We start from the raw sequence: 18,536 nt of genomic DNA on the forward strand, positions 1-18,536 counted from the left end.
TATTAATATTTAAAATATACATTTTCAACTATTTCGCAAATACGTGATTTCCTATTCTCATATATGGATTTAGCGTCTTTATCCAATTGCATGTAGCTATATCAGGATTCCAAAAATAGATTGCTTTGTTAGTTGGATCATTACCATATAATGCCTCTTGTGCAGCAGTATATGCTGACTCTGTAGGTTGCATATTTATAGACCCATCTTTAACTACAGAAAATGCATTTTTCTGATATATAACATCCTTTATAGTATTTGGGAACCTAGGGTCTTTTACCCTATTTATAACTACTGCAGCTACAGCAACTTGTCCTTTATAACTTTCACCTCGAGCTTCTCCTGCAACTAACTTAGATAAAAGTAATAATTCTTCATTAGTAATATTTATTACTTCTCTTTTTTGTTGTTTAACAGTTTTAGATTGAACAGAAGATGCTTTTGTATTAGAATTTGTATCTAATTCATTTGAATATATTAGACTTGTAGGAATAAGCACACAAGTTAAAACTATTATTAAAACTTTAAGCTTATAACACCTATCCATAAATTTTGTCACTCCTTTAGTTTTTTTCTTTAATTATATTTTGTATTATTTCGGCTATTTTAAATTTAATCTGAACTCTGTTCATTTGCTTACTCGTTTTTTGAGATATTAACTCATACTCTTCCTCAGTTAATACCTCTCTTAATTTATCATCTGTATCTTTATCTATTATCCCTTTTTGTTCATCTACAAAGCATAAAGGAGGAAACATAACACACCACCAGTTTTTTCCTTTGCCTTCACCTATTATTATTCTCAATGCTTTATACTCACCTGCTGGAAGTATTACATTAGAATATTGTTTAGTAGGGAATTCACTATAGTCAATTCCTACTTGTATATCATAATTATATCCATTTTCTAAAATAATATTTTTACTTATTTTCTCAAGCTCAGCGTACTCTTTTTTTATTATTGATTCACTTTCTTCTATGCTCTCTGACTCTAATAATTTAGGTTGTAAATAATCTATAATAGCATCTCTTACTTTTAATTTTAAATTTTGATCTTCATCTGAATCACTATTTGCTATCACATGGAATCTTATAAGTTTATCTTTATAATCTTCTGATGCAGTACTTATTTTTTTTACTTCTCCACTTATTGATATTGTCATAACAGATATAATTGCAATTAAACTTAATATTAATATACTTAATCTTATTTTTATTTTATTAATCATCATTAAATCCCCCTCAAAATATTACTATTTTGAGTATCTCCAATTTTAATTAATTTATACGAGTTTGACTAATAAAATTCTAATTTGGTTGGTACAAATATAACTAATCAAATTTTACGATAAAATATTTTTATTAATTTATTATTTTTAATAAAAAAACCATTGGGTAAATTTAGCTATCTTAAATTAATCCAATGATTTTTCTATTTATAATTCTTTATTATTTACTGTTGTTTCTATCATAAAATGCTCGGCCTTTTGAATATGTTCCATAGCATATTGTTTAGCAAGTTTACTATCTCTTCTTTTTATAGCATCTAATATCATTCTATGCTCTTCTATTATATTTACAGTAGAATCATAGTCTGATATATATGTAACTCTAAATCTATAGACTTGTTCCCATAAAGAATTTATTAATTGATGTAATTTTTTATTATTTGTAGATTTAAATATACATTCATGAAACTCTACATCTTTCTTTAATAAAGCTTCTACATTTGATTCATTTATACTATCGTTAAATTCTTCTATTATAAATTCTAATTTTTTTATATCTTCATCTGATATTCTCTCAGCAGCAAGAGATGCTGCTAGACCTTCTAAGCTGGCTCTTATTTCTAATACATCTTTTAAATCTTTTAATGACATGTTAGCTACATAAGCACCTTTTCTCGGAAGCATAACAACTAATCCCTCTAATTCTAATTTTCTTATAGCTTCTCTTACTGGTGTTCTACTTACGCCTAATTGTTCAGCTAATTGAACTTCCATAAGCCTTTGTCCCGGCTTTAATCGACCTTCTACTATTGCTTCCCTTAAATTCTCAAATACCACATCTCTTAGCGGTTTGTACTCATCTAAATTTAACTTAGTTAAACTCTCCATTAATTTCAACTCCTTTTTCACTACTTCTGACAACATAAACTTGATTATATTTCTTTAGTAGTTCTCCCTTTCCATTTAATGCATCTTCCTCTTTATCAAATAATCCAAAAACTGTAGGTCCACTTCCACTCATCATAGATCCTAAAGCATTGTGTTCTAACATTATCTTTTCTATATCTTTTATCTCTTCATGCATTTTACTTGTTACACTTTCAAGCACATTTACCATATTTGTTGCTAATAAATTTATATTCCCTTTTTTTAGACATTCTATTAAGAATTTATTATCTGGTCTATTTTTGATATTTTGTAAATCTAATCCTTCATATACATCCTTTGTTGATACAAATAAATTCGGTTTACAAACTAATATGACTGTATCTTTAGATAGTCCTTTTATATAAGTTAATTCTTCCCCTATTCCTTGAGCTAAAGCTGCACTTCCTGATATACAAAATGGAACATCTGCACCTAATTTAAGTCCTATTTCTTGTAATCTCACTTCTGATAAGTTGAGATTCCAAAGTTTATTAAGCCCTACTAAAACTGCAGCTGCATTACTACTTCCTCCAGCCATACCTGCTGCTACTGGAATATTTTTTTCTATAAATATTTCTACACCATTTTTTACGTTAAATTGATCTTTCAATACTTTTGCTGCCTTATAAACAATATTGTTTTCATTTAAAGGAATGTCTGAACTATTACTTTTTATATTAATTTCATCTATCTCAATTTCTTTTATCTTTATAATGTCATATAAATCTATTGTCTGCATTATCATTTCGACTAAATGATATCCATCTTCTCTTTTTCCTAGCACATCTATTGATAAATTTATTTTAGCTCTGCTTTTTAACTCTATTGAACTCATTTTAGCCTCCTTAAGTATTTATAATACATTTAATGCTTGCTCTTTATATTATACTACAAAAAATAAAATAATAGGGGACTATAATCCCCTATTATTTTATTTTAGCAGCCCCTGCTAATAAATAATTGCTTTATTTATCATAGTTATTATATAAATATTTTAGTAAAACAGATTTATATTAATCACACATTGCTACTTTTTTTTCTAAAATTAAGCATTTACCTGGCTTTAATGGCTCTTCCATTTTTAGTTCATTTAATTCTGCTATTTCTGATTCTGTTGTATTATATTTTTTTGCTATATTCCAAAGATTATCGCCTTCTTTACATATATAAACTATTATACTTGGAGCTTTAGATAAATCATATGTTCCTAAGTCTTCACCCTTAACTATAAAACTTTCTGTCTTTTTATCTACAGCTTCTATAAATCTCTTTATTTTCACTGATAAATCTATATCATCTCTATTTAAATCAACCTCTAATTTTTCTATAGAAACTGTATTAAATATATTACAAGTATCAGTTAAATCATCTATTTCTATATCATGTTCAAATGGTATTTCTTCACTTATTCTATAAACTGATTTTAAACCTTCTACAGGAACATATAGTATATCAACTTTTATTATACCTTGTATTATACTCTTATCCCCTTCTACATAAGAATTTTCTATAGATATAGATGGACAAACACTCACTATATCCTTTATTTGTATGTCATCATTACTATTTTTTATAGTTTCTCTTACAACAAAACTTTCTATATCAGAGTCTATCGTTTTATTTACTTCCATTGTTCTATAATCGAATTTTATTATTTTCTCAGGTGAGTAAGCATCTTGTAAAACTTCTCTTGTTATTTCATCTGTAACTTTTACTTTGCATTCAACTGTACAATCTATTTCTAGTAAACCAGTATTACTTTCATTGTTTTGTTTAAATACATAGTTTAATTCTCCCATAGATAATAAAGTTTCTTCTGTCATCCCTTCACATGCCCCTGGAACTTCTATAAATTGTGTAAAATCTATTCCTATCTTATCTAATTCAACTAATTCTCCATCATATGTACACGCTAAAGGATTTATTTCTACTACCCCACCAACTATAACTTTATTATCAGATACTCTAGTTTCTTTTACTTTAGCATATGGATTTAAACTTATTATTGATTGAACTTCTTCAGTATTTATAGTTATTGTATCTCTTATTGCACTTTCTGATTTTTCTATACCTACAATATCTTGATAGTTTATTTCTTTTCTATGCTTTTGAACACCTTCAACTTGAGCAACATCTTTTACTATATCTAATCTTTGCTTGTCAAATATACTTCCTCTTAAATTCATAAGAGCCCCTACTCTTATTTTTCTTTCATTCATTATAGTACAATCTACATGCTCTACTTCTGGGAATAACATATATTCCATATCCGGAGATATATTATCTTTTTCTATAACCTCATTTATATCTATCTTACCATCTACATTTGAAACTGTTGTTTTATCATCTGTTATATATATTACATTGTAGTTGAAACTACCTCTACAAAGTACCTTCCCTTCTGTAAGTTCTACTTTCTTTAAAGATATGTACCCTTCTGTTTTTATTATTTCATATACATCTGATTTCTTATCAGGCACAACTGCCTCTGTTTCTATAAAGGTTTGAAATTTACCAAAGTCCATTCTATTATCCACTTTTATTATATCTTTTATTAATTCCATATTTGCCTCCCCATATATCTAATATAAATATCACACTATATTTATATTTAATAAAACAAAAAAAAATTACACCTATTTTTGATAGGTATAATTTTTAACTTACATGTAATTTATCTTGATTTTTAAATACTTGCAATTTTACATTAGATGTTAGCAAATCTGAGTAGCTATAAGATACTCTAGAACATCCTTCATTGTCGCTTTCTAGCTTTACAACAAACACACTCGGATAGACTTTTTCTAGAATCCCTTTTTTTGTAATAATCTGTTTTCTCCCCTTATTAGCTTTAAGTAGTATTTTTTTACCTAAATGCCTCTCTAAACTTTCCCTTATCTTATCTAGAGTTTGAACAGTGGCCATAATATCACCTTCTTTAAACGTTTGTATGTTTACATAATATCATAAATGCATATTTTTGTCAAATGTTTAAACTATTTATTTTATATATTTTTAATAAAAAAGTCAATATTTTTTTTTACCATATTTGTAATATTATTATTTTTTAATATAGCATAGATTTAGGCATAGCCCATCTAAATTTTCCTCTTGTTTCAGAACCTCCTATACCTTTTAAACCTGTTACAGTTTGTTCTATAACTTCTTCTATAGGAACTATAGTATCTATCCTTGAGCAAGCAATCTTTTCAACTACAAATACTGGATCTAATGCATGTATCATTATTCTTCCTGGTGAACTAGCATAATTAGCTCCAGCTCTTATTAATTGTTCATAATTTGATTGACATGCTCCTGCAAATATAACTAAATTATCTAAATTAGGTTCCCATTTGCGCGCTTGCTTAACAGCTTTAATAAAATTTAAAGAATTCCTATAATTATTTAAATCTGTAATATTCCCTTTTCTAGATGTAAGAGCATCATGACCAGTTATAACTAATATATCTGGATTATGTTTTTCTAAAAGCCCAAATACTTCCTTGTATTGATTTTCTTCAGGTATAGCTACTCCTACTGCTGGTATACCAAGCTCAGTATATACATCTAAACATATTTTTAAATACTCTTTATCTCCATCTATTTGTAAAACCTTTCCTGGCATACCATAAACATTTGGATTTGCTTGTAACTTTGGTACCGCTCTATTCATCTTTTTTTCTCTATCTTGTGCACTTCTAACTGATTTATATATTAAATTTTCTACTGTAGGATCTATTAATATCTGTTTTATATCTGATACTTTTACAACTTCTAGGTCTTCTAAATATGCATCAGCAATTACCCTGAATGCTATACCTTTTAAAATCGCTATCTTCTCATTTTTATTATCTACGCTAAATCCAGCTATTCTAAATATTATATCTTTGTTGTATGATTTTCTAGTTACTATATCACCAATTTTCATAACTTCCCTCCTAGCTATAGTTGTATTAATATATGATATGTTAAAAATTTCTTTTTGTTCCTTCTACGTTAAATTATTTAACATTTTATTGTAGAAAATTGATAATTATTGCTAGAAATCTATCTATATCTATTTCAATTATAAATAAAAAATTCGCTTCGCTTGAGCGACGTGTCGGCGAATCACTTCATGTCGCCAACGACTTCGTCCGTTGCTCGAGCCACTGCGTGTGCGAAGTATTTCAAAATCTTTTTTACGCTCAAAACCAATTTATTGATATTACTTACATTCAGAATTTATCCACATTTTTTTAAGTATTATAATATCCTTAAGCGTAAAAAAATAGCTACCTCTAATGAGATAGCTATTTTTTTATTCTTCTTTAAGATTCGGTATTACTTTCTTTACCTCTTCTATTTGGTGCCAAGTTTTTTCTAGATTATTTTGATTTATATACTCTTTTAAATCAGTTAAGGATGCGAACTCCTTTACTGATAAGTCATCATCATCATTAATAAATCTTAAGATAAACATGGGCTTACCTTATTTTCCACAACACTTCTTATATTTTTTCCCACTTCCACATGGACAAGCATCATTTCTTCCTACTTTATCTTCTTTAACTACTGTCTTAGAAGTTTTGTATGCTTTTTGTAATTCTTTTCTCTTATCAGCTGATAATATAGCTTCCCAACCTGGTAAGTTGTATAACCAATGAGCTTCTACAGCTACCATGTTGTAGTATAATTTTTCAAAATCTATATCTAACTTTATAGTACTATCAGCTTCTATAGTTTCTAAAGTTATATCTTCTTTTAAACTTTCGCTTATTCCATCTATGAATCCCATGAAGTATTCAACAGAAACATTGTATTTAGCAGCTAATTCACTAACTTTACCTTCTATGACTTCTTGCTTATTATTTAATAATTCATTGTATATTGAAGCTTCTGCTTTTAAGTATTCTTCCCAAAACTTAACTTCTGCTTCTTGGCTTTCATGATTATCACTTAAATTTCTCCATTCAGTATATAAACTCATACCTTTATCCTCCTAGTTATATTTAATATATTTTTTATATTAAAATTAATTATGTATTTATTATAAATACGTTAAGCTAACTCTTCTATTATATCATAATTAAATAATTCTTTTAATACTTTTATAGCATACTCCTGATTTATAAAAAATGGACTAGATGCTATTGTTATTACTTTTGCTCTTTTTATTAAATCTTTTATTCTTGAAACTTTTAAATCATACGGTATATAGTCCATATCTTTAGAAAATATATCTAAATCTATATCTAGAACAAATTCTCCTTCTATTTCTAAATCAAAACCATAAGAACTATCTATTATAATTACATCAGAAAATATATTATGTTTTAACGCTGGCTTTATAAAACTTCCTACATTTAAAACTTCATTTGTATATCTAAATACATCATCTATATTCTCTATATCTACATCATAATTTTCAGGCTCTCTTGTATCTTTGTGTTGATCTACGTGAACCAACTTACACCCCTTAGTAAAGTTTCCTTTTTCCAAACTTTTTATCCAGAAATAAAATGCATGGTTATGATTATCAAATATATATGCATCTTTATCTTGATACTTATATATAATCATATTCTTAAGCCCTTTAGCTTTTATTTCGATATCTTCATCAATTTCATTGAATACTATTTCTTCTCCAATTGAAACATCATCTAGACTTCCTTCTATAAGTTTTGGTACATATATTTTTTTATTTTCTCTTTCCTCATATGAAAATATATTATTTCCAGTCGGTTTATCTATATAAAATCCTGTATATTTATCCATATTAATTCCTCTTAACTACTTTTAAAATAAATTCCATGGATATTCCTTTGGTGGTTCACATGTGAACTCCATTTTTTCTTTAGTTGTAGGATGTATTATTTCTAATTTATAAGACCACAGTGCTATTTGTTGACCAACTTTGTTAATATTTTGACCATATCTTTGATCCCCAAATAAAGGATGCCTTCTACTTGCAAATTGAACTCTTATTTGATGAGGTCTTCCTGTTTTTAAATCTATTTCAACAAGGCTAAATCCATCTTTTTTATCTAAAGTCTTATAACTTAACTCTGCATTTTTTGATTCTTTATGATCTTTATTAACTACGCTTACCATGTTAGTCTTTTTATTCTTATAAAGATAATCTTTAAGAGTATCTTCTTTCTTATTCATATCACCATGTATAACCGCTCTATAAGTTTTTTTAAATGTTTTAGTTCTAACCTGGTCAGATAACCTAGATGCAGCTTTAGAAGTCTTTGCAAAGACCATAATTCCTCCTACAGGTCTATCTAATCTATGAACTAAGCCAATATATACATTACCTGGTTTATTATACTTTTCTTTTACATATTGCTTAAGTAGGTTGACCATATCTTTATCATTAGTATCGTCACCTTGAGATAATATATTTACAGGCTTTTCTACAACTAAAAGATGATTATCTTCAAATATGACTTTAATCATTATTTAGACTCCCATCTTCCAAATATACCACATGGAAGTACCTTTCCATCTCTAGATGTTGGTATCCCTATTTCTCCACCATATACTTTTCCACCTTTGGCCTTTTTAGCTACAGTAGCATCTAATATATGTTCAAGTATTATCGGAGATAATCCAGTAGTGTATGAGTTTATTAAGAAGAATAAAGGTTCATCAGATAATACTTTCGTACATAATTCAACTAAACCATATAATTTTTCTTCTATTTGCCAAACCTCACCTTTTGGTCCTCTTCCGTAAGAAGGTGGGTCCATTATTATAGCATCATATCTATTTCCTCTTCTTATCTCTCTCTCAACAAATTTAACAACATCATCAACTATAAATCTTACTTTTCTGTCTCCTAATCCTGATGTATGTAAATTTTCCTTCGCCCAAGTTACCATACCTTTAGATGCATCTACATGACATACTTCTGCTCCTGCCGCTGCACAAGCTACTGTAGCTCCGCCAGTATATGCAAAAAGGTTTAATACTTTTATAGGTCTTTTAGCATTTTCTATCTTATCCATTGCCCAATCCCAGTTTGCCGCTTGTTCTGGGAATAATCCAGTATGTTTAAATCCTGTTGGACTTATGTTAAACTTTAAGTTTTTATAACTGATTGTCCATCTTTCCGGGTATTTCTTTTTATGTTCCCACTGTCCTCCACCTCTATTGCTTCTATGATAATGTCCATGAGGATTTTTCCATAATCCACTTTCATTTGGTATAGGCCACATAACTTGAGGATCTGGTCTTCTTAATACTATATCTCCCCAGCGCTCTAATTTTTCTCCGTTACCCATATCTATAAGCTCATAATCTTTCCATTTATCTGCTAATAATAACATTCAATTCCTCCTAAATTAATTCTATCAATTTATGTATTATACCATATAATTACTTAATATTTTCGGTATTTTATATACTTTATATTCCTAGTTATTAATTATTTAAAGGTTCTAAAATTGTATTATTATAAATAAATTTAAATTATAAACTTGTTAACTATGTTCATAATTTAATACACTATATTTTTGATTTTTTATAATAGGGGAGGAATTATTATGAAGTATTATGAAAGAAATGACAACTGCTTATACAATCCTATCTATATAAAATTTAATGAAGATTCTGGAATAGGAGAAACTTTTTCTTACACACTCCAATATCCATCTTTTTTTAATTTTAAAAATACTTATTTTAATGTAAATCAAAATGTACTTAACACTATAAACTCAACTATAAATTCTGATGTATTTACATTTAAAAATGGATTGGTAGATGAGGAAAAACAAGTAAATATCAATAACGTTGAAAGTAATGAACCTCAAGTAAAATATAAAGTTATTACAAATTATGCAGTTACTTTTAATAAAAATCATATATTAAGTACTATAGTTAATCTTATGGCTTTTGTTAATAATGAAGGTCCTAGATATAATGAATTAAACAATTATAACTTTGATTTGTTAACAGGAAGAGAATTTACTATTGGTAGCGTCTTTAATCCTAATGTTGATTATATAAAAGTTATAAGTAATTATATTAATTACAAGATAAATCAAAATAAAGAATTGTATTACAACGATACAGTTGTAGATATTCCCGAAGATCAAGCTTTTTACTTAACTGATGAAGGAATAGTAATTTATTTTGGCTTAGATGAAATTGCACCTGAAGAATTTGGTATTCCAAGATTTACAATGGAGTATAAGAAATTTGCTCCATATATAAACCCTAGATTTTACTGTACTCCTGAAAATATTTATACATCTATGAGACTAAGATCAAATTATAGAAGATAATAAAAAATTCGCTTCGCTCATTTCGCCAACGATATATCCTCGTTTCCACTTCGGATACATCCGTTGCTCAATAATAAAGGGATAAAACATTCAGCTTTATCCCTTTATTATTATTCAGCTATATTGTATACTTCTAATCCTGCATCTTTTATTTCTTTTTTCTTAACTTCTACTAAAGCCTTTAATGTATCTAAAGATGTCATTACTTCTGTTGAAAACTCTGTTGCCGTTCTTCTTATCTTAAATCCATCTCTTGTAGAGTCATTTCCTTTAGTTGGAGTATTTATTACTATATCAACTTGTTTATTTCTTATAGCATCTAATATATTAGGTCTTGATTCTTCTACTCTGTTAACTATATCAGAATCTATTCCATTGTCTTTTAGAGTTTTAGCTGTTCCTTCTGTAGCAACAAATGTATATCCTAATTCTTTCATATCTTTTGCTATTTCTATAAATTCTTCTTTATCATAATTATTTATAGTAGCTAGCACTACACCTCTCTTATCAGACATAGTCTTTCCTGCTGCTAAAAATCCTTTGTATAAAGCTTCTTCTAAGTTTTCACCTACACCTAAAACTTCTCCTGTTGATTTCATTTCAGGTCCTAAGCTTACATCAACTCTAGCAAGTTTTGACATTGAGAATACTGGTACCTTAACTGATACTAATTTAGGTTCTTTGTATACTCCCGTTCCATATCCTAAATCAGCTAAATTTTCTCCTAACATACATTTAGTAGCTAAATCTACTATTGGTACATTACTTACCTTACTTATATATGGTACTGTTCTACTCGCTCTTGGGTTAACTTCTATTACATATAATTCATTTTGGAATTCTATAAATTGTATATTAACCATTCCAAGTACATTTAGTTCTAATGCTATTTTCTTAGTGTAATCAAGTATCTTAGCTTTTATTTCATCTGTTACATTTTGGCTTGGATACATTGTTATACTATCTCCAGAGTGAACTCCTGCTCTTTCTAAGTGTTCCATTATACCTGGTATTAATATATCTTTACCATCACATATTGCATCAACTTCTATCTCTCTACCTGTTAAGTACTTGTCTATAAGCACTGGGTTTTTAGAGTCTCTTAAAAATGCACTTTCTAAGTATTTAGATAACTTAGCTTCATCGTAAGTTATTTCCATACCTTGCCCTCCAAGTACATAAGATGGTCTAACTAAAACTGGATAGCCTAACTTTTCAGCTTCTTTTATACCTTCTTTAACTGACCATATAGCTTTTCCTTTTGGTCTATTTATATCTAATTTTTCCAATAATTCTTCAAATTTTTCTCTATCTTCAGCAGTATCTATATTTTCAAAATCAGTTCCTAATATCTTTATATTCTTTTCGTGTAAGAACTTAGCTAACTTTATAGCTGTTTGACCACCAAATTGTAATATTACTCCATCTGGATTTTCTTTTTCTATTATGTTTAATACTTCTTCTTCTGTTAAAGGTTCAAAGTATAGTTTATCTGATGTATCAAAGTCTGTACTTACTGTTTCTGGGTTATTGTTTACTATTATAGTTTCTATTCCCATATTTCTTAATGATTTTACACAGTGAACTGAACAATAGTCAAACTCTATACCTTGACCTATTCTTATAGGACCAGAACCTAAAACTACAACTTTTTTCTTATCACTTATTTCTACTTCGTCATATTGTTCGTAAGTTGAGTAGTAGTATGGAGATAATGCATCAAACTCTCCTCCACAAGTATCAACCATTTTATATGCTGGTTGTATGTTGTATAACTTTCTTAATTCACATAATCTTTCTGGACTTATTTTCATTAAGTCAGCTATACCTTTATCAGAGAATCCTTTTTTCTTTAATTCTAATAAATATTCCTTATTTAAATCTTCTATTTTCATTCCCTTTAACTTTTCTTCTTGCTCTACTATCCACTTAAATTTATTTATAAACCACTTGTCTACTCCCGTGATTTGTTCTATCATTTCTACTTTGTAGCCTCTTCTTATCATTTCAGCTAAGTCAAATAATCTTTCATCATCCGGAACTACTATACTCTTCTTTAATTCTTCTATACTCTTTTCTTCAGAAGGAGCATGAACTAAAGAATATTTTCCTATTTCAAGAGATCTTATACCTTTAAGTATAGCTGCTTCAAAGTTGCTTCCTATACTCATTATCTCTCCTGTTGCCATCATTTTAGTTCCTAATTTTCTGTTTGCTTGCTTGAATTTATCAAATGGCCACTTTGGTATCTTAACTACTACATAATCAAGTGTTGGCTCAAAGCATGCGTAAGTTTTCTTAGTTACTGCATTTTCTATTTCATCCAATGTATAACCTAAAGCAATTTTCGCTGCAACCTTTGCTATTGGGTAACCTGTAGCTTTTGATGCAAGAGCTGAAGATCTAGAAACTCTTGGGTTTATTTCTATTATCGCATATTCTAAACTATCTGGATTTAATGCTATCTGAACATTACACCCACCCTTAACTTCTATAGCATTTATTATGTCTATAGAAGCTTTTCTTAACATTTGGTATTCTTTATCACTTAAAGTTTGGCTTGGTGCTACAACTATACTATCTCCTGTATGAACACCAACAGGGTCTATGTTTTCCATGTTACATACAGTTATACAGTTACCATTACCATCTCTTATAACTTCATACTCTATTTCTTTCCAACCTTTTATACTTTTTTCAAGTAATACTTGACTAACTGGACTTAATTGTAATCCTTGAGTAAGTATTTCTGTTAACTCCTCTACAGTTTCAGCTATACCTCCTCCAGTTCCTCCTAATGTATAGGCTGGTCTTACAACTACTGGGTATCCTATTTTTCCTGCAAATTCTAAACCATCTTCTAAATTAGTTACTATATCACTAACTACTACTGGTTGGTTTATTTGTCTCATTACTTCTCTGAATGTATCTCTATCTTCACCTTTTTTTATAGACTCTACTGAAGTACCTATTATCTTAACTCCATATTTATCTAATATTCCGGCATCGTGAAGTTCAACTGCTAAGTTAAGTCCTGTTTGACCACCCATTCCTGCTAATAAACTGTCTGGTTTTTCTTTTTCTATTATTTTTTCTATGAATTCTATTGTTAATGGTTCTATATATATTTTATCCGCTACTTCTTTATCAGTCATTATAGTAGCTGGGTTACTATTTACTAATACAACTTCTATTCCTTCTTCTTTTAAAGCTTGGCAAGCTTGTGTTCCAGAGTAATCAAATTCTGCTGCTTGCCCTATTATTATAGGTCCTGAACCTAGTACTAAAGTCTTTTTTATACTATCTATTTTAGGCATAATCTTTTCTCCTTATCTAATTAACGATTTTTATAATTTTCTATACTAACTCTAAGAACTTGTCGAATATATAATCGTTGTCTTTTGGTCCTGGACAAGCTTCTGGATGATATTGAACACTGTATATAGGCAACTCTTTATGTCTCATTCCTTCTACAGTATTATCATTTAAGTTTATATGTGTTACTTCCATATTTTCTGGCATTTCAGATACGTAGTAACCGTGGTTTTGAGATGTTATAAATATTTTATTTTCTTCTAAATCTTTAACTGGATGGTTTCCTCCTCTATGTCCAAACTTTAATTTAGACGTTTTTCCACCTAATGTTAAAGCTAATAATTGATGTCCTAAACATATTCCTACTATAGGTTTTTTTCCAATTAATTCGTTTATATTTTCTATAACATCTTCTAAATCTTCTGGATCTCCAGGTCCATTTGATAAGAATATTAAATCAGGATTTATTCCTAAAATTTCTTCTGGCTTAGTAGTTGCTGGGAATACTGTTATATCACAATTTCTCTTAGCAAAAGATCTTAATATGTTCTGCTTAACTCCAAAATCCATAACAGCAACCTTAGCACCTTCACCTTTTATATGCTCTATTTCTTTTCTTGTTACAGTTCTTACTGCTTCAGTATTTGTGAAAGCTTCTAACTTAGATTTTACATCTTCTAAAGAAGCATTTTCTAAAGTTATTATACCTTTCATTGTTCCATTATTTCTTAGTATTTTAGTTAATGCTCTTGTATCTATGCCTTCAAGTCCTATAACTTTATTTTGCTTCAAGTATGTATCTAAATCCATCTCACATCTAAAGTTATTTGGATCATTACTTTTTTCTCTAACTATAAACCCTTTTACGTGAGATTTATTTGATTCCATATCTTCTAAATTTATTCCATAATTCCCTACTAACGGATAAGTCATTGTTACTATTTGACCATAGTATGATGGGTCTGTTAATACTTCTTGATATCCTGTCATAGAAGTATTGAATACTACTTCACCTATACTATCTCCTAAGTATCCAAATGCTTTTCCTTCAAAAATTGTTCCATCTTCTAATATTAATTTCCCCTTCATTTGACCTACCCCCTATGCATTTTCTATTTCTTTTACTATATTAACCGCTGCTTCACTTGGGTTTTCAGCTTTAGTTATAGGTCTTCCAACTACTAAGTAATGAGCGCCTTTATTTATAGCATCCTTAGGAGTAACTACCCTTTTTTGATCTCCTACAGAAGCATTTGTTGGTCTTATTCCTGGACATACTGTAACAAAATCCTTACCACAAGCTTCAACTATTTTGTCTACTTCTTGTGCTGAACAAACTATTCCATCTATTCCAGCTTCTTTAGCTAGCTTAGCTCTCTTTATAGCTAGCTCTTCAGTTGTCATATTACATCCTATATCTTGTAAATCTTGATTGCTTAAAGATGTTAAAACAGTAACCCCTACTATTATTGGTTTTTCTATACCTAATTTCTCAGCCTCTTCTTTAGCAGCTTGAGCACACTGTCTCATACCTTCCATATCTGATACATGTATAGTCATTAACCATACATTATCTCTTACTGCTGCTCTTACTGCACTTTGCATTGTATTTGGTATATCGTGAAACTTAAGGTCTAAGAAAATTTTCTTACCTTTTTCTTTTAAATAATCAACTGTTTTTCCCCTTGTAGCTACATATTGCTCTAACCCTACTTTAAATATGTCTACACTATCTTCTAGCTTATCTATCAATTCTTTAGCTTTATCAAATTCATTTGTGTCTATTGCTACTATTAATTTTTCTTTTCCATTTACCATTATAAACTCTCCTTCTTTAATAAAGCCTATAAAAATTCGCTTCGCTTGAGCGACGTGTCGGCGAAGCATTTTATGTCGCCAACGATATATCCTTGCTACCGCTGCATATATATCCGTTGCTCAAAAAAATCCTTACACCAAAATGAGGTATAAGGATTTTATCTATTACAGATATCTTTCCCAGCCTCTCTGGACTAGTTTAAAAGACTTTATTATATTTTATTTTTTATATAAAAACCTCTAACTAATCCAGTTAGAGGTTGAAAATGCAAGTTTAAATAATATAAAATATTTAACCTTTTTAGCCTCTCTGGACTACTTTCAAGGATTTTATTGATTATAATTTTATTATTTGAAGATATACTTAATATCCTCTCTGGGACAATTTAAAGTTTATCTTTGTGTATAATTATCACATTTTTAATATTTAATGTCAACATATATTTTAAAGTTAAATTTATTTATTATTTTAAAGTAGCAGTTATATAATACTCTTTTGCTAATCTTTTTTTAACATCTATTTTAGAATACTCAACTTCTAATCCAAATTTATTACATGCTATATCAAAATGTCTAAGAGCTATACCCATACTTATTTTATTTGTGTCTTTAAGATTTTTCTTTTGTTTTTCTTCATATAAATGAATCATATTTAAATTATTATATAATATCCAAGGTTGAGAATTTTTCATAGATGGTGCCCATCTAAGTGGTTCTATAATTTTTTCTAAATTTTTATCTAGCCTTTTGCAAATATGATTCACACGCTTTCTATCTATATTCTTATTAGTTCTAAACAATCCTTCATTCTCTTCTGGATAACCAAATGCAATTATTGAATATGGCTGTTCTAAATTTTCTTTTTCTTCCAATTCCACTATTGTATCACTCTGTTCTCCATCTAAGTCTGACAACTCCACAAATTCTAAAATATCTTCTCTTTTTATGTTGCATTCTAACCAGCATGTTGCCAATCCTAAAGTTGTTAGTTTTAAAACAACTTCCTCCATAGCATATCCGATATTTTGTAAATAATCATTTCCTTTATTAGATGTTACTATTATATAGTGAGGTGCTTTTACTTTACAATTTTTTCCCATTAAAATACGTACTAAATGACCTCTATCTATAACATGAGCTTTTATATTTAATTCTTTATTTAAATAGGTAATTTGTGAACATACATTTTTAACTTCTTCTAATAAACTATCTTTTACCCTTTTATTAGAATATTTTCTAATTGACTTTCTATAAAAAATGGCATCATATAGCTCCATTTAATTCCTCCTAATTGAATCTCTTTATGTGTCTATATTATATATTATAAATTCTTTTTTTATTTTTTGTACATATTTTGTGATAAAATATACTATTTAAAAATATTTTAGTACTTATTAATATATTTATATTATATTAATCTATTACGTATATTCAAAAACCCTATAGCTTTTTAAGTGTTAAAATACTAGATTATAAAGTCTAGTATTTTCAATAAACAACATTAACTACCACAATTCATTATATTAATTTAATGATTCGATATTCAATTAGTATTACTTTTATTTGATTTAATTAATCTATGAATCTGTAGAGTTTTATTACAAAAATAACCATTTATTTTTATTTATGAAGTATTTTTATAACTATTATGTATTAAAATATAATTAAGTTTAAAAATGATTAATAATTCAATATCAAGGAGGTTAGATTATGTCATTTGAAAAAAATCTAGATAAATATGCAAAATTAGCAGTTAAAGTTGGCGTAAATATACAAGAAGGCCAAATTTTACTTGTTAGATCTCCAATAGAATGTGCTCCTTTTGTTAGGAAAGTAATTAAGCATGCTTATGAAGCAGGTGCTAAAAACGTACATATAGAATGGTCTGATGAGGAGTGTACTTTATTAAAATATTTACATGCTCCAGATGAAACATTTAATGAATTCCCTAAATGGATATCTGACCAATATGTAGATATAGCAAAGGAAGGTGGAGCCTTCTTAACTGTTTATGCTCAAAATCCAGACTTACTTAAAGATGTTGATCCTCAAAGAGTTGCAAACTTCCAAAAAGCTTCTGGTATAGCCTTAAAAGAATGGCGTTCTTATACTTTATCAGATAAATGTAAATGGAGTATAGTTTCAATTCCAACTGAAGCTTGGGCTACTAAAGTATTCCCTAACGTATCTACTGATGAAGCTATCGATAAACTTTGGGATGCTATATTTAAATGTACTAGAGTAGATAACGAAGATCCTGTAGATGCTTGGAAAAAGCATAATGCTGATTTAAAATCAAGAATGGACTTCTTAAATAATAAAAACTTCCAAACTTTAAAATTTAAATCTTCTAAGACTGACTTAACTATGGAATTACCTGAAGGGCATATATGGTTAAGTGGTGCATCTAAAGACCCTAACGGTATCGATTTTAATGCAAATATACCAACCGAAGAAGTATTCTCTATGCCTCATAAATTTAAAGTTAATGGTATAGTTCATAGTACTAAGCCTTTAGTATACGGCGGTAATATAATAGATGACTTCTCTTTAACTTTTAAAGACGGTAAAATAGTTGATTTTACTGCTGAAAAAGGCGCTGAAACACTAGGAAAACTTATTGATACAGACGAGGGTTCTCATTATTTAGGTGAAGTTGCTTTAGTTCCATTTAGATCTCCTATATCAGATACAAATATAGTTTTCTTTAATACTTTATTTGACGAAAATGCATCTTGTCACTTTGCTATAGGCTCTGCTTATAATACTTGTATAAAAAATGGCGACGATATAAAAGATGATGATTTAGATAAATACGGAGTAAACAGTAGTTTAACTCACGTTGACTTCATGATAGGTTCTAATGATATGAACATAGTAGGTATAACTCATGAAGGTGAAGAAGTTCAAGTATTCAAAGATGGAAACTGGGCATTTTAAATCAGAACCACCCGTAAAACGGGTGGTTTGCTCT

General features: G+C 28.7%; 18 protein-coding genes. 2 read left to right on the plus strand and 16 right to left on the minus strand.

What is annotated here, in order from left to right:
• Positions 1-28: 28 nt before the first annotated feature.
• The 12 genes from CRIB_RS11365 to CRIB_RS11420 form a co-directional block, all read right to left on the minus strand.
• Complete coding sequence (locus tag CRIB_RS11365; protein ID WP_180702443.1) at positions 29-547, minus strand: cell wall hydrolase; 519 nt, start codon at positions 545-547, stop codon at positions 29-31.
• Positions 548-563: 16 nt separating this feature from the next.
• Positions 564-1,229 carry a stage II sporulation protein R gene (gene spoIIR / locus CRIB_RS11370; RefSeq protein ID WP_330404873.1) on the minus strand — a complete coding sequence of 222 codons (666 nt, stop codon included), beginning with the start codon at positions 1,227-1,229 and terminating at the stop codon, positions 564-566.
• Between the two features lie 207 nt (positions 1,230-1,436).
• Positions 1,437-2,117, minus strand: coding sequence for a GntR family transcriptional regulator (locus CRIB_RS11375; protein ID WP_180702444.1), 681 nt, complete (start codon positions 2,115-2,117; stop codon positions 1,437-1,439).
• The gene (gene ispE / locus CRIB_RS11380; protein ID WP_180702445.1) at positions 2,101-2,991 is read right to left on the minus strand and encodes a 4-(cytidine 5'-diphospho)-2-C-methyl-D-erythritol kinase; all 891 of its coding nucleotides are present in this window, start codon (positions 2,989-2,991) and stop codon (positions 2,101-2,103) included. The genes CRIB_RS11375 and ispE overlap by 17 nt, the downstream gene beginning before the upstream one ends.
• Before the next feature lie 178 nt (positions 2,992-3,169).
• Positions 3,170-4,720: a DUF3794 and LysM peptidoglycan-binding domain-containing protein gene (locus CRIB_RS11385; protein ID WP_180702446.1), complete on the minus strand. Its 1,551-nt coding sequence runs from the start codon at positions 4,718-4,720 to the stop codon at positions 3,170-3,172.
• Positions 4,721-4,814: 94 nt separating this feature from the next.
• Entirely contained in the window at positions 4,815-5,081 is a 267-nt protein-coding gene (locus CRIB_RS11390; protein ID WP_180702447.1) for a Veg family protein, read from the minus strand.
• Between the two features lie 142 nt (positions 5,082-5,223).
• Positions 5,224-6,084 (minus strand): sporulation peptidase YabG, encoded by an 861-nt coding sequence (yabG, locus tag CRIB_RS11395; protein WP_180702448.1) that lies wholly within the window; start codon positions 6,082-6,084, stop codon positions 5,224-5,226.
• Between the two features lie 372 nt (positions 6,085-6,456).
• Positions 6,457-6,618: a hypothetical protein gene (locus CRIB_RS11400; protein WP_180702449.1), complete on the minus strand. Its 162-nt coding sequence runs from the start codon at positions 6,616-6,618 to the stop codon at positions 6,457-6,459.
• Between the two features lie 9 nt (positions 6,619-6,627).
• Positions 6,628-7,125, minus strand: a complete 498-nt coding sequence (locus CRIB_RS11405) for an SEC-C metal-binding domain-containing protein (protein ID WP_180702450.1) — start codon at positions 7,123-7,125, stop codon at positions 6,628-6,630.
• Positions 7,126-7,196: 71 nt separating this feature from the next.
• Positions 7,197-7,913, minus strand: a complete 717-nt coding sequence (locus CRIB_RS11410; protein WP_330404874.1) for a peptide arginase family protein — start codon at positions 7,911-7,913, stop codon at positions 7,197-7,199.
• A gap of 21 nt (positions 7,914-7,934) precedes the next feature.
• Positions 7,935-8,600 (minus strand): RluA family pseudouridine synthase, encoded by a 666-nt coding sequence (locus CRIB_RS11415; protein WP_180702451.1) that lies wholly within the window; start codon positions 8,598-8,600, stop codon positions 7,935-7,937.
• Complete coding sequence (locus tag CRIB_RS11420; protein WP_180702452.1) at positions 8,600-9,472, minus strand: class I SAM-dependent methyltransferase; 873 nt, start codon at positions 9,470-9,472, stop codon at positions 8,600-8,602. Before CRIB_RS11420 ends, CRIB_RS11415 begins: the two co-directional genes overlap by 1 nt.
• A gap of 216 nt (positions 9,473-9,688) precedes the next feature.
• Between CRIB_RS11420 and CRIB_RS11425 the strand changes: the two genes are divergently transcribed.
• Complete coding sequence (locus CRIB_RS11425) at positions 9,689-10,429, plus strand: DUF3298 and DUF4163 domain-containing protein (RefSeq protein ID WP_180702453.1); 741 nt, start codon at positions 9,689-9,691, stop codon at positions 10,427-10,429.
• A 110-nt stretch (positions 10,430-10,539) separates the two neighbouring features.
• On the opposite strand, the gene carB is transcribed toward CRIB_RS11425, so the two are convergent.
• From carB to CRIB_RS11445, 4 genes are all read right to left on the minus strand, one after another.
• Complete coding sequence (gene carB / locus CRIB_RS11430; protein WP_180702454.1) at positions 10,540-13,746, minus strand: carbamoyl-phosphate synthase large subunit; 3,207 nt, start codon at positions 13,744-13,746, stop codon at positions 10,540-10,542.
• A gap of 40 nt (positions 13,747-13,786) precedes the next feature.
• Entirely contained in the window at positions 13,787-14,833 is a 1,047-nt protein-coding gene (locus CRIB_RS11435) for a carbamoyl phosphate synthase small subunit (RefSeq protein WP_180702455.1), read from the minus strand.
• 12 nt (positions 14,834-14,845) lie between these two features.
• Entirely contained in the window at positions 14,846-15,562 is a 717-nt protein-coding gene (gene pyrF / locus CRIB_RS11440; RefSeq protein WP_180702456.1) for an orotidine-5'-phosphate decarboxylase, read from the minus strand.
• A 464-nt stretch (positions 15,563-16,026) separates the two neighbouring features.
• Complete coding sequence (locus CRIB_RS11445) at positions 16,027-16,839, minus strand: nitroreductase family protein (protein WP_180702457.1); 813 nt, start codon at positions 16,837-16,839, stop codon at positions 16,027-16,029.
• Positions 16,840-17,272: 433 nt separating this feature from the next.
• Between CRIB_RS11445 and CRIB_RS11450 the strand changes: the two genes are divergently transcribed.
• On the plus strand, positions 17,273-18,502 hold the full coding sequence (locus CRIB_RS11450; RefSeq protein ID WP_180702458.1) for an aminopeptidase: 1,230 nt from the start codon (positions 17,273-17,275) through the stop codon (positions 18,500-18,502).
• Positions 18,503-18,536: the final 34 nt, after the last annotated feature.

Source organism: Romboutsia ilealis, assembly GCF_900015215.1.
In the GTDB taxonomy this organism is placed as follows: Bacteria; Bacillota; Clostridia; order Peptostreptococcales; family Peptostreptococcaceae; genus Romboutsia; species Romboutsia ilealis.